Source organism: Microcoleus sp. B6-A1 (assembly GCF_036705085.1).
GTDB lineage: Bacteria > Cyanobacteriota > Cyanobacteriia > Cyanobacteriales > Microcoleaceae > Microcoleus.
The window spans coordinates 13,957-27,282 of record NZ_JAUBTU010000096.1 but is presented as its reverse complement, the minus strand read 5'-3'; the positions used below and the strand labels follow the sequence as shown (position 1 = coordinate 27,282).

Annotated in this window: 9 protein-coding genes; 6 read left to right on the top strand and 3 right to left on the bottom strand. The window is 48.6% G+C overall.

The genetic code is table 11. The annotated features are described in order from the left end of the window. Window positions 1–174: 174 nt before the first annotated feature. From fmt to QUB11_RS26025, 3 genes are read right to left on the bottom strand one after another with little or no spacing between them, the layout of a single operon-like run. Complete coding sequence (gene fmt / locus QUB11_RS26035; protein WP_333202468.1) at window positions 175–1,188, bottom strand: methionyl-tRNA formyltransferase; 1,014 nt, start codon at window positions 1,186–1,188, stop codon at window positions 175–177. A 37-nt stretch (window positions 1,189–1,225) separates the two neighbouring features. Next, window positions 1,226–1,426: a hypothetical protein gene (locus tag QUB11_RS26030; protein WP_333202470.1), complete on the bottom strand. Its 201-nt coding sequence runs from the start codon at window positions 1,424–1,426 to the stop codon at window positions 1,226–1,228. Beyond that, the gene (locus QUB11_RS26025) at window positions 1,416–1,808 is read right to left on the bottom strand and encodes a Uma2 family endonuclease (protein ID WP_333202472.1); all 393 of its coding nucleotides are present in this window, start codon (window positions 1,806–1,808) and stop codon (window positions 1,416–1,418) included. The genes QUB11_RS26030 and QUB11_RS26025 overlap by 11 nt, the downstream gene beginning before the upstream one ends. A 51-nt stretch (window positions 1,809–1,859) precedes the next feature. On the opposite strand from QUB11_RS26025, the gene QUB11_RS26020 reads away from it, so the two are divergent. The 6 genes from QUB11_RS26020 to QUB11_RS25995 all read left to right on the top strand — a co-directional run bounded on the left by QUB11_RS26020 (window position 1,860) and on the right by QUB11_RS25995 (window position 13,304). Further along, window positions 1,860–2,834 (top strand): RsmB/NOP family class I SAM-dependent RNA methyltransferase, encoded by a 975-nt coding sequence (locus QUB11_RS26020; protein WP_333202474.1) that lies wholly within the window; start codon window positions 1,860–1,862, stop codon window positions 2,832–2,834. Between the two features lie 31 nt (window positions 2,835–2,865). Next, window positions 2,866–4,206 carry an ABC transporter substrate-binding protein gene (locus tag QUB11_RS26015; protein WP_333202476.1) on the top strand — a complete coding sequence of 447 codons (1,341 nt, stop codon included), beginning with the start codon at window positions 2,866–2,868 and terminating at the stop codon, window positions 4,204–4,206. A 572-nt stretch (window positions 4,207–4,778) separates the two neighbouring features. Next, a complete protein-coding gene (locus QUB11_RS26010) occupies window positions 4,779–7,292 on the top strand; it encodes an MASE1 domain-containing protein (protein ID WP_333202478.1) in 2,514 nt (837 codons plus the stop codon). 861 nt (window positions 7,293–8,153) lie between these two features. Beyond that, window positions 8,154–11,882, top strand: coding sequence for a response regulator (locus QUB11_RS26005; RefSeq protein ID WP_333392030.1), 3,729 nt, complete (start codon window positions 8,154–8,156; stop codon window positions 11,880–11,882). Next, window positions 11,875–12,249: a response regulator gene (locus tag QUB11_RS26000; protein WP_015177895.1), complete on the top strand. Its 375-nt coding sequence runs from the start codon at window positions 11,875–11,877 to the stop codon at window positions 12,247–12,249. The genes QUB11_RS26005 and QUB11_RS26000 overlap by 8 nt, the downstream gene beginning before the upstream one ends. After that, entirely contained in the window at window positions 12,246–13,304 is a 1,059-nt protein-coding gene (locus QUB11_RS25995; RefSeq protein WP_333202483.1) for an adenylate/guanylate cyclase domain-containing protein, read from the top strand. The genes QUB11_RS26000 and QUB11_RS25995 overlap by 4 nt, the downstream gene beginning before the upstream one ends. Window positions 13,305–13,326: the final 22 nt, after the last annotated feature.

Below are 13,326 nucleotides of genomic sequence, written 5' to 3'. Positions count from 1 at the left end.
GGTGGATGGTGCGGGTTCGTTGATGGATTTAGCGGGGGATATTGCTAAGGTTTACCCGTTTGGGTTTTTGAGAGCAACCGGGTTTATCAAAAAGTTTGTGGGTTGGGCGTCCCGCCCGTCCAAAAAAGACGGGCGGGACGCCCATCCCACAAACTTGTGGAAGTTATTTAATTCTCATTCGTTAACTTCAACCATCCCAAAAACTTCCCCTATAACCAACCGAGTTCCATTCGCAAAATCCACCCCAGACTGCACCTTTTTCCCTGCCAACTGCACCTCCCGCAACAATAATAAACCATCACCGGTTTGGACGATCGCCCCCAACCCCTTCACAACCTTGACAACTTCCCCATTTGCGCCCGACAACTGATCCAAAACAGGCCATTCGCGTTCCAAAACCCTCAAATCTGGTGGTAATTGCAGCCAATATTCCGGCCCGACGGGCACAGTAGCTATCACCTTCAGAGAATTGCCACGAAAAGTCGTCGTGCAATCCGGGAAAAAGCCCCTAACTTGATTGTGAAGGTCGATCGCACTTTTCGACCAATCCAGCACATAATCCGCACTCTTAATCATCGGTGCGTAAGTCGCCTCAGCATCATCTTGAACAACAGCTTTAACCTTATCGTCTCTCAATTTTACCAAAGTTTCTATCAACAAATCCGCCCCAACTTCCGCCAACCTATCCGCCAAAGAATCAGCATTATCCAACAGCGAAATACCAGCAAAAGCCTTCAACAGCATCGCCCCAGTATCCATCCCAGCATCCATCAGCATAGTAGTAATTCCTGTTGTCTTTTCCCCGTCAAAAAGACAGCGCTGAATCGGCGCCGCACCGCGATACTTCGGCAAAATTGAACCGTGAACGTTAACGCAAGCCAAACTAGGAATATCCAGAATTTCTTGAGACAGAATTTGGCCGTAAGCCACCACCACAAAAACATCCGCCTCCGCTTCCCGCAACTTAGCAAGCGTTTCAGAATCCTTCTTAATGCGGCGCGGCTGCCAAACCGGGAGACTGTGATTTAAAGCCACATCTTTTACAGGTGAAGGCATCAATTGATTCCCTCTTCCTCGACGTTTGTCCGGCTGAGTCACCACACCCACAACCTCAAATTCTGGGTGACTCAGCAAACTGGATAAAGTAGGAACAGCAAAATCGGGAGTGCCAAAAAAAACAATTTTCATAGAGTTTTACTTATTTTGTACAATAATAACAACAAAACTACGCCATTAATTCATCCACCGCCACCCTAAATCCTGCCAAAACAACCTGAGTTGTCGCCACCTCACCAGGCTTGAACAAAACCACCTGACTTTGAGTAATTACTAACACCCAACTACTCTTAGGAAACAGCAGCCAAACTTCCAAACATCCCGATTCTAAATACTCCTGTGCCTTAGCAAAAACATCATCAGCAAGCAAAATCGCTAGGCGAAACAATCTCAGCTAGCAGCGGAAAACTCTGGGGCAAAACTGAAAACTCCCCAACTTGCGCCAACTGTTCAGGAGTAATATAAGATACATCGGGTATTCGCCCTTTTTTCATAGTTTGACAAGTAACTTCCACATAAACCTCGCCCCCTTGGCCGCTTGAGATCATGTAACTTCTCCAGTAATAATCTAGCTTTGATTGAATGCGGCGAGTTTTTGCAGTCATTCCCGGTTTCCCCACTACTTCTCCATTTACAAATTCTACAGGATGTTTGACTATAACTTTACCGTCCGCCCACTCCGTCCCGTCAGGAGGATTTTGCATCCATTCTTCCAAAGTTAAATCTAACTGTTCTACACTAGGAATTATCATCGGATTTACAGTTTTTAGTGTTCATCTCAATCTTATCATATCTGTCAGAGCATGGGAAGCCCGTCGAATCTCCTGCTGAAACTCAGCCGCAGCTTATTTGCCGACACCGCAGAACAAGAAAAATTTATTCATGCCGTCACCAATCCCCAAGCTTTTAATCCTGCCATCTTGTGGGTGCAACCAAAACCAACAGAAAACCCATTTAATCTCGAAATTCCAGTTTCTTGGCAACCCGAATTTGTAGATAGACTAGCCTTAGAATCCCAGCCGGGAAAACATTCCTTACATCAAGCAGGACATTACTACTGTCTCGACTTTTCCTCAATCTTCGCCGCCTCCACGCTGTTAACAATACCCCCGCCAATCAAACTAATCTTAGATATGTGCGCCGCCCCCGGAGGAAAAAGTATATTTGCCTGGAAAACATTAAACCCAGAATTGCTGTTGTGCAACGAAGTCATAGGCAAACGCATGGGAATGCTGATCTCTAATTTAAGACGCTGCCGAATTAACCCATCCGCCGCCGCCAACGTCGATTCAAAAATACTTGCCGAAAAGATACCACAAACTGCTAATTTAGTAATAGTAGATGCTCCTTGTACTGGTCAATCACTCTTAGCAAAAGGAGACAAAGCACCCGGCTGCTTTCATCATGTCACCATCAACAGCAATGCCAACCGCCAAAAAAGAATTTTAGCCAATTCTGCTAAAATTGTAGCGCCCCAAGGTTATCTTGCATACATGACCTGCACTTATTCAACCGCAGAAAATGAACAAGTCAGCGAATGGCTGTTAAGCAAATTCCCCGAATTTGGGCCAGTCACTGTTCCTCATTTAGAAAAATATCGATCGCACCTGACAGAAATTTCTTGCTATCGGATGTGGCCGCAAGATAGACTAGGAGCAGGAGCTTTCACCGTTTTGTTTCAAAACACCTCGGATGGAGAGAGAAATCAGCTACCTGCAGATTTTCGAGATTTAGCTCGTTTTACCAACCTCTCACTATCCGCGTTCATCGGCGGTTAAAAAAATCTTCTTCCCTGAATCCAACTAACAAATGATTTTATCCCAATTATCCAAAGCAATTAAAAAGCCACTCAAACTAGCGCTCGGCATTTTACTTACCTTAAATCTGCTAATATTAAGCGGCTGTCAAAACAGCACAACACCCGCATCAAAAAACGGCGAACCACTCGAACTCACACTGTGGCACGGCATCAATCCCCCCCCAAACCGCGACGTATTTCAAACCCTCACAGACCAATTCAACAAAACGCATCCCAACATCCAGATCAAACCAGTTTACATCGGTCAGCCCGACCAACAACTCCCAAAAATACTCACAGCAATAGTTGGAAATGCACCGCCGGATGTGCTGTGGAATGGCCCCTCAATTGCAGGAAAACTAGCAGAACTCGACGCAATTGAACCCTTAGAAAACTGGCTCGACAAATCGCCCCGGAAAGCCGAAATCGACCCGGCCCTCTTCGAGTCAATGGAACTTGGCGGACACACTTGGTCAGTTCCCCTAGGCACAAACAACGTCGCCATATTTTACCGTCCCAGCTTATTTGCAGCAGCAGGAATCAAAAAAGTGCCGCAGAATTGGGCCCAATTAAAGCAAGTAGCCCGATCGCTCACCCGAGATACCAACGGAGACGGCCGCACAGATCAACACGGCATAGTGCTCCCCCTAGGCAAAGGAGAATGGACAGTATTTACCTGGCTGCCATTCATGTTCAGCGCAGGCGGCGAATTCAAAGGCGAAATACCTCAAAGTCCTGTACCCCAAATAGATAATCCCGGTTCTCACGCTGCCTTAGAATTGTGGAGCGACTTGTTAAAAGAAGGTTCAGCAATATTGTCAGCACCCGAACGCGGTTACGAACTCGACAATTTCATCGCCGGGAAAGTGGCCATGCAAATCACCGGGCCGTGGACGCTAGCACAGTTGCAGCAAAGCGCGATCGACTACGCAGCAATGCCTTTACCGCTCCTCAAACGCCCTGCAGCCGTCGTCGGGGGTGAAAACCTATTTTTAATGAAAACCTCGCCAGAACGAGAGCGAGCAGCCCTAGTATTCTTAGAATACGTTATAGGTGAAGAATTCCAAACAGCATGGGCATTGGGAACAGGTTACTTACCCATTAACTTAAAATCGAGACAGAGCCAAGCTTATCAAAGCTTTGTGGAAAAAAACCCTGTTTTGCGAGTATTTTTAGAACAAATGAACTCAGCCAGAGCGCGACCCATTATATCAGGTTACTCCCGCCTGTCAGAAAACCTCGGTCGCGCCATAGAGGCAACCCTTCTCGGCGGCAACCCCCAAGATGCCCTTAAAGAATCTCAAGAGCGTTTGACACTAACCTTAGATATTGCAACAGCCAAAGAGAAATAGACCAGAAAAAATATTTTTATTAGCTGTAAATTATCCGCTTTCACTGTATTCGATCGCCAGACTTGAAGCGTCGATTAATTGGTTAAAAATCTAGTGAAAATCACTACCGCCTGCACTTCTAATCAGAAACCGTGTTTCGGGCCCCAAACTTACCTAAAAGCAGAGATTTTACGTCGCGTTTATGGGTATTTTAGGTATTTTAGGTATTTTAGGTATTATTGAGCATGGTGCAAAATGTTAGGGTGAATAGAGTTACGATCGCCCGACACAAAAAGACACCCACTGTCGCTCGGTAATAAATTTTTAACAAAAACCAAAAATTTACAAACCAATTGCTTAGCCATTAGAGATATATTTACAAAAAAGCGCTCCTCTCGAAATTCATGGGCAGATTTGATCCAACAAAAAAACCGAACCCTCAACGGCACCACAAAAAGTTAGCTCAAACGCTTCTCCCACTACCTACCACTCATGACCTACCATCACCTAATAGAAACATTTTCTCTACCCTGTGCCTGTCCCGTGCCACATACTGAGACCCCAACAACCGTCCACCTTTTCCCCAAACGACCATGCAGACAAAGTTCCTTAACGCAATCAAAGGACATTCCTGGCGGTACTTCCTCGCAGTAGGCGCGATCGCCCTGGTCTACTATTGGGCGTCGCAATTCGCCATTTCCAGCCTCACCCTCAGTTCAGAAATTTACCCGATGTGGCCGGCAGCAGGAATTGCCCAAGCAGCCCTGCTGCTGTTCGGGCGGCAACTGTGGCCGGGAATCGCGATCGGAGGCTTCCTGTTCAGCATGAGCGTACCGTCGGCCAACATCGGCACGGCATTGATCTCGGCAGGCGCCAGAACCCTGCAAGCGTGGACGGGAACTTATCTACTCCAGGGCATTAACTTTAGCGCCGGGCTCGATCGGCTCAAAGACGTTTTAGGAATAGTCGGACTAGCAGCCTTGGGATCTACCCTAATCAACTCCACCATCGGCAGCATCCTCGTAGGCCTGACCGGTTTATCTAGCTGGAGCAATTTTGGCACGATTTGGGGGACTTGGTGGGTAGGAGACGCTATGGGAATTTTGCTCGTCGCCCCGCTGCTGCTGACGTGGCAACAATTGCCCAAAGTCCCCACCCATCGCAAACAGATAGCTGAACGAGCGATTTGGCTGCTGCTGCTACTCGCAGTCGGCTGGCTCGTCTTTTGCTCCCGCACCCGCGCCGCCTACGCCCGCTATCCCCTCGAATACTTACCATTTCCCCTAGTAGTTTGGGCTGCCTTTCGATTCGGTCAACGCTACACCGCCCTCTCCAACTTCATCCTCTGCGGCTTCGCCATCTGGGGTATCGCCCGAGGCAGCGGCCCCTTCCTCAAACACGCCAGCAGTATCCCCCAAGCACTGTTATCCCTGCAAGCCTTCATCGCCGTCATCGCCGTCACCGGCTTAGTCTTAGCTGCCACCGTGGCCGAACGCCACCAAGCAGAAGCCTCCCTGCGCGCCAGCGAAGCCAGCCTCGCTAACGCCCAACGCATCGCCCAGCTAGGCAACTGGGACTTAGACCGCAACGCCCAGCAATTGCGGTGGTCAGAGGAAATTTACCGCATCTTGGGAGAGAAACCGGGAACTTTTGAACCCAGCCTGGAAGCCTTCTTGGAATACGTGCACCCGGAAGACAGAGAATTAGTCAGAACCTCGATCGAAGCCGCTTTATTTCAGCAACAGCCTTACAGCATCGACTACAGGCTCATACTGCCCGACGGTAGCAACCGCACAGTCTACGAACAAGCCGATGTCACCTCCCTCTACATCACCAGCACCGTCCAAGACATCACAGACAGAAAGCAAGCCGAAGCCGCCCTGCGTTCTTCAGAAGAAAGATTTTCCAAGGCCTTTCACGCCTCCCCAGTCGGGATCAGCATCTGCACCCTCACAGATGGATGCTTCCTCGATGCCAACGAAAGCTTTTTGCGCTCCGGGGGCTGGCTGCGGCACGAATTTATCGGCCGCACTCCCAGCGACTTAGGAATGTTGGTCAATTCAGAAGACGGGGGGCGGCTCGCCCAGATTTTGCAATCACAAAATTCGCTCAGCAACCAAGAAATCAAAATTCGCACCAAAGCCGGCGAAGTGCGCGACTGGCTGCTGTCAGTGGAACTCATCCACCTCGGCAGCACTCAGTGCGTTTTAATCATGACCACCGACATCACCGAACGCTTGCGTTCCGAAGAATTCCGCCGGGCCGCATTAGCCGCCGAAGCTGCAAATAGATCCAAAAGCATTTTTCTCGCCAACATGAGTCATGAACTCAGAACCCCCCTCAACGCCATCATCGGCTACAGCGAGCTCCTGCAAGAAGACGCCCGAGACCTTGGTGCCGAAGAGTTCATCGACGACCTCCAGAGAATTAACACGGCCGGCCAGCACCTACTCGCGCTGATTAAACATATTCTCGACTTGACCAAAATTGAAGCAGGCCGCATCGACTTCGACCTCGAAACCTTCACCATTTCAACTCTGGTTGAGGAAGTAGTGGCCACGATCGCGCCGATGGCACACAAAAATAGCAATATCCTAGAAATACAATGCCCCGAGGATATTGGGTCGATGCACACCGACAAAACTAAACTCCGGCAGTCTCTGCTCAACCTCCTCAGCAATGCCGCAAAATTTACTTGCTCCGGCGCGATTACCTTCGCCGTTACCCGATCCGTCGAAATCCCCGCCGACCCTGCAAAGAAAGGCAAAAAACTTGGAGCGTATAGAGGAGGTGGCCAAGCTGAAAATAGCTTGTCTCTCTTATCTTCCGCTCAAGATTGGATCATTTTTACGGTCACAGATACCGGCATTGGCATGACTCCCGAACAGTTAGCCAGAATCTTTGAGCCTTTCACCCAAGCCGATTCCTCAACTACTAAGAAGTACGGTGGCACTGGTTTGGGGCTGACGATTACTAAGAAATTCTGCGAAATGATGGGCGGAGACATTACCGCATTCAGCGAGGAGGACAAAGGTTCTACCTTTACCATTCGGCTGCCAGCTATTTTCACCGACCTTTCGATCTCAACCGAAAAGTCTGACCAATAATATTTTTTTACAGTTATTTTGATGCCTGTAAATTTTATTGGCCTCCGCAGTTTGCTGATTATTCCGCTAGCAGATAGGGAGATTTGGCCATAATTTATCACATTAAAAACGCTGTTAATTTAGTAGGTTTTTCTAACATAGAGTAATCTTAAATGACTCGGATTTTTTTTACCCCACCCCAACCCTTCCCGATCCCGCTCGATCGGGAGTAATAAATTCACAAATGATGTAGGATTGCTATAGAAGTAGAAGATGAGGGCGAGTTAGATAACCAGAATTCATTTATGAGTAAATACGAAAAGTCCTGAAATCGTTTCCGCTGGCATGGGAATAAGAATTTTTCCTGGCCAGTACCCTCGTCCGCGATCGTTTTTTGGCTGCCACCTAGTTTTTGAGGCTAAGTTCACTTGATAAATACTCCGAACAGTTTTTCTATGGCCCAAGGGCTTATTCTCGCTTGACTTTGATCGACTGTGGATAATTAAATCAATGTCAGATCCACCCCGGTCTTGCATTGAATTCGACTTTTTTATGTTTTTATGATCCTTGTCCTGTAAACCTTGTAGTGTCGTTACCACAACTTTCCTGAGTATTGACTTGATAAGATGATATTATTATTATTTTTGAGCGTGCTGCCGACATTCAGAGGATTAGTTGGTTGACAACCCTTAAAAGTTCTGATAATTAATATAACTAGCGCAGTTTGAAAGATTTTGGAGAGCAGAGATGATCCCTCGGCTTCTCAAGAAAACCTGTTATAGACTTCGATCGCGTACTTTTCCCCTAACCGTATACCTACATATATATACTATTAATTAAAAAGATATACTGTAGAAAGTTGCCTACAAAGCGCCAGAAAATATGCACCCCCACCTCCAGCGCCAACTCGAACAGCTCGGTTTAGTCGGCGAGTCTCCCCCTCCCACTGCTGAGCAGTGGCAGCTTTTATTAGAGCAGGTAAGTTGTAGCTATGACGGAGCTCTGAGTCAGCAAGAACTTCAGCAGCAGGATGGCTTGAACTCGGAGACGGTGGCTCTCAAGGATTTAACTGACTCGCCCCAGTCCCCTCAAGACTCTCCAACAGCTTCAGAATTCGATCGACTGCGGGCGAGTGTCAACAGTTGGGGAGCGGGATTGTGTATCCTTGACGCAAAGGGCTGTGTAATCTCGGTGAATCCAGAGGCCGAACGCTTGCTGGGGTGGCGAGAGTCGGAACTTGCAGGCGTTTCCCTGCTAGAGCGCATCGGGAAGCAAAACAAAGGCAACAAATCCCAAGTTTTGACGGCTCCGAAACAGTCGCCCAGCAAGAGTGAAGATAGGCCGATCGCACCTACACTAGATTTACAACAGGCGATCGCTTCCGGTCAACCTTGCAACAATTGGGACGACGAGTTTTTGTGTCGCGACGGCAAGATTTTACCAGTTTCCTATTTTTTTCATCCTGCAGTAGAGGGCAGAGAAATATCAGTCTTGGTGTTTTTTGACATTTTTGACATTGACATTAGAGAACACAAGCAATCGCTCTCGATACTGCAAGCAGTTCTAAAATCTACAGATGCAGGAATTCTGGCGGTTGACAGAAACAGCAATATATGTAATTATAATCAGAAATTTCTAGAGATGTGGGGTTTGTCCGCCAGCCAAGGAAACTTGAGCCGATCGACCTTCGGCACAGTCAAAAAAACGATCGAAACAGGATTCCCCTTCGACAGGGAACAATTAAAAGACCCGCAAGGATTTCTCCAAAACGTGCTCAAAGTGTCTGCAGATTCAGATACTCAAATCAGCGAATTATTAGAATTTAAAGACGGAAGAATTATTGAATTAAATTCGTTGCCCTCAAAAGTTGGAGCGAAAACAATCGGTAGAGTCTGGAGCTTTCGAGACTTTACCGAACTCAAAAAAGTAGAACAATCTTTGCAGTATCGAATAGAAGTCGCTCAGTTGATTGCCCGTTTGTCAACCCATTTCATCAGCCAGCCCTTATCAGAAATAGACAAAGGCATCGATCAAACCCTGGAAGCGATCGCCACATTGAGCGGGTTTGACCGCAGTTACATCTACCTGTTATCATTCGACAAAACCCGCGCCGACAAAACCTACGAGTGGTGCGGCGAAAGCATTCCGGCAGTCAAAAACAGCACCGACAAACCAATAGACATCGCACAAATCCCTTGGATTGCAGAAAAGCTCGATCGCGCCGAATGCCTCTCTATTCCAGAAATTGGCGAACTCCCGCCCTCAGCAATCGCCGAAATTGCCTATTTTATCGGTCAAAATCCAGCCCAATTCCAGACAGACTCCCCATCCCAAACAGTCAATCAAACAGCAATCGCCTCAATACCTGCAATGGGCGCTTCCCTAAATAATTTAGAATCACAAAAACCGCTAAAAAATATCCAATCGCTGATAATTATTCCCCTAATTGGTTGTAGTAAAAACCTAGTAGGATTTCTCGGATTCGAGGGCTTAAAGCAAACAGCAGGTCGAGCAACCGAAATATCCACACAGCTAAAAATGGTAGGAGAAATGCTCGCCAATGTCCTAGAGCGCAAGCGAGCAGAAGCAGCCTTGAGACAATCCGAAACAAAATACCGCAGCATCTTTGAAAACGCAGTCGAAGGCATATTCCAGACAACGCCGACCGGGTACTACCTCAGCGGCAATAGCGCACTAGCTCGAATTTACGGCTACGAATCCAGTACCCAAATGCTCGCCGAACTCACCGATATCAACCGTCAATTTTACGTTAACCCCAATCGGCGCGCCGAGTTTATAGCCCTATTGGGCGCGCGCCGCCAAGTGGCAAAATTTGAATCCCAAATATACCGCCGAGACGGTAGCACGATATGGATTTCTGAAAACGCCCGCAGCATCTGCGACGAAAACGGCAGGGTTTTGTACTACGAAGGCACAGTCCAAGACATCACCGATCGCAAACAGGCAGAATCCGCCATGCAGTTGGCCCTAGAAGCAGCAGAATCAGCCAACCGGGCAAAAAGCACATTTCTCGCCAACATGAGCCACGAACTTCGCACACCCCTCAATGCCATCATCGGCTACAGCGAAATGCTCCAAGAAGAAGCCGAAGAATTGGGCGATGAAGCTTTCGTCCCCGACCTCGAAAAAATCTGCAGCGCCGGCAAACACCTGCTGTCCATGATTGACGACATCCTAGATATTTCTAAAATTGAAGCAGGCCGAATGGATCTCTACTTAGAAACCTTCGACATCCATAGCTTAATTGAAAGTGCTGTTGCCACGGCAAGGCCGCTGGTAGAGAAAAACGGTAATACCCTAGAAGTGTACTGTCCAGACAACCTCGACACCATGCACGCGGACATGACCAAAGTGCGGCAAGTGCTGCTTAACTTGCTCAGCAACGCTGCCAAATTCACACAAAACGGGAGAATTGCGATCGGAGTGGAAAGAATTAAAAATGAACAATTAAAAATGAAAAATCAAGAGGAATCTTCCCAAATTTTAATTTCCAACTCCGAATTTTTAAGTTTCCGCGTCGCCGACACCGGCATCGGCATGACACAAGAGCAATTGGAGCGAGTTTTCCAACCTTTCACCCAAGCTGATGCCTCGACTACCCGCGAGTACGGTGGCACCGGTTTGGGACTAGCAATCAGCCAGCGCTTCTGTCAGATGATGGGTGGCAGCATTGAGGTCAGCAGCACCTTGGGCTCCGGCACCACTTTCACCGTGATCTTGCCCAGCGCCATCAAACAGCCGGAAATCCCCAACAAAGTCCACGACAGCACTAGCCCTCTGGACGCCCCCGCGGTCGGCACGGTGCTGGTAGTGGACGACGACCCGATCTCGCGGGATTTAATCCAGCGCACCCTCAGTCGCCAAGGACTGCACGTAGAAGTCGCCGGCGGTGGCGAGCAAGCTCTCCGGCTCGCTAAGCAACTACGGCCAGACGCCATTACCCTGGATGTGATCATGCCCGGAATGGACGGCTGGGCGGTACTTTCAGCGCTGAAGGCAGATCCTGACCTTGCCGAAATTCCCGTAATCCTGCTATCCTTTGTGGGCAACAAAAGCCTCGGCTTTGCATTGGGTGCCTCGGACTACCTCACCAAACCAGTGGACGGCAAACGGCTGGCTGCCTTGTTGAACAAGTACCGACGCGACCAAGACGGCGTTGCAAGTAACAATTTGACCTGTCAGATTCTAATTGTGGAAGACGACGTTGCCACGCGCGAAATACTGCGATGCGTACTAGAAACACAAGGCTGGGCAGTAACGGAAGCTGATAGCGGACGCGCTGCTCTCGATCGGCTAAAAGTTGCTCGCCCGCACCTGATATTACTGGATTTGATGTTGCCAGAAATGGATGGTTTTGAGTTGATCGGGGAAATTCGTAAATCCCATTCGGGAGATCCTATACCGATTGTTGTGATCACGGGGAAAAACTTGACACCTGCAGAAAGCCAGCAGCTAAACGGCTACGTCGAGCGGGTACTACAAAAGGGAGTCTACAGTTGCGATACTTTGTTGCACGATGTTCGCTCTATAGTAAATGACAGGTTCGATCGCAGGTACGACTCGAAAGGCAAGGAGAACACCAATGGCTAAAATCCTGTTGGTCGAAGATAACGAAATGAATAGGGATATGCTTTCCAGGCGTCTGGCCCGCAAGGGACATGAGGTCTTTATTGCTGTTGACGGTGCTGAGGGAGTGTCGATGGCGCTCGCGAAAGTACCGGATTTGATTCTGATGGATATGAGTCTGCCGGTTCTCGACGGGTGGCAAGCAACGCAGCAAATTAAGGCGGCTCCTGAAACTAGCAGGATTCCGGTGATTGCGCTGACGGCTCACGCAATGGCGGGCGATCGTGAAAAGTGTCTTGCTGCAGGCTGCAATGACTATGACACTAAACCGGTCGAGTTTCCCCGACTTTTGGGTAAAATTGAAACTCTTCTGAAAGAGGCCCTGACATGAAAGGTGACGAGGGCAGCGTGCTGGTTGTTGACGACAATGAGGTAAACCGCGATTTGCTGGCCCGCCGACTTCAGCGTCAAGGCCATGTGGTGACTGTTGCTGAAGATGGTCTGCAAGCTCTGGAAATGTTGCGAAGCGTTCCTTTTGATTTGGTTCTGCTAGACATTATGATGCCGCAAATGAACGGCTATCAGGTACTCGAAAGTCTGAAGGCGGACGAGAATTTGCGCTACATCCCGGTGATTATGATTTCGGCGGTGGACGATATCGACAGTATCGTTCGGTGTATAGAGTTGGGGGCGGAGGATTATCTTTCTAAACCGTTCAATCCGGTATTGCTCAAGGCTCGGATTAGCGCTTGTCTGGAAAAGAAGCGGCTGCGAGATAAGGAACAGGCCTATTTACATGAGTTGGCTCAGGAAAAGGAAAAGTCCGAGCGTTTGCTGTTAAATATTTTACCGAAGGCGATCGCACAGCGCCTGAAACACGGGGAAATTACGATCGCAGACAGTTTCGCTGAGGTAACAGTGATGTTTGCCGATTTGGTCGGTTTTACTAAGCTTTCGGCTCATTTATCGCCGGCCCAATTGGTGGAGTTGCTCAACGAAATTTTTTCGGCTTTTGACGAGTTGGCCGAGCGCTACGGACTTGAGAAAATTAAGACGATCGGCGATGCTTATATGGTGGTTGGCGGTTTGCCGACGCCCAGCGAGGATCACGCCGAGTCGATCGCGGAAATGGCGCTGGAAATTCAAGCAGCAATGACTAAGATGCGTACCAAGGGAGGTCAGCCGCTCAGCATTCGCATCGGCATCCACACAGGCCCGGTGGAAGCTGGGGTAATCGGTACTAAAAAATTTACTTACGATTTGTGGGGAGATACGGTAAATACAGCTTCCCGGATGGAATCTCAAGGCGTCCCCGGCAGCATTCAGGTGACAGTTGCTACCTACGAGCGCTTGCGGGGTAAGTACGTTTTTGAGGAGCGCGGCGTGATTCCAGTGAAGGGGAAAGGCGATATGATGACTTATCTGCTTGTGGCCCGAAACGCTTAATTAATCATTGGGCATTGGGCAT

Excerpts from the sequence above, each read along its gene's own strand:
- QUB11_RS26000 (WP_015177895.1), top strand. The coding sequence starts at position 11,875 with ATGGCTAAAATCCTGTTGGTCGAAGATAACGAAATGAATAGGGATATG.
- QUB11_RS26005 (WP_333392030.1), top strand. The coding sequence starts at position 8,154 with ATGCACCCCCACCTCCAGCGCCAACTCGAACAGCTCGGTTTAGTCGGC.
- QUB11_RS25995 (WP_333202483.1), top strand. The coding sequence starts at position 12,246 with ATGAAAGGTGACGAGGGCAGCGTGCTGGTTGTTGACGACAATGAGGTA.
- QUB11_RS26010 (WP_333202478.1), top strand. The coding sequence starts at position 4,779 with ATGCAGACAAAGTTCCTTAACGCAATCAAAGGACATTCCTGGCGGTAC.
- fmt (WP_333202468.1), bottom strand. The coding sequence starts at position 1,188 with ATGAAAATTGTTTTTTTTGGCACTCCCGATTTTGCTGTTCCTACTTTA.
- QUB11_RS26020 (WP_333202474.1), top strand. The coding sequence starts at position 1,860 with ATGGGAAGCCCGTCGAATCTCCTGCTGAAACTCAGCCGCAGCTTATTT.
- QUB11_RS26025 (WP_333202472.1), bottom strand. The coding sequence starts at position 1,808 with ATGATAATTCCTAGTGTAGAACAGTTAGATTTAACTTTGGAAGAATGG.
- QUB11_RS26015 (WP_333202476.1), top strand. The coding sequence starts at position 2,866 with ATGATTTTATCCCAATTATCCAAAGCAATTAAAAAGCCACTCAAACTA.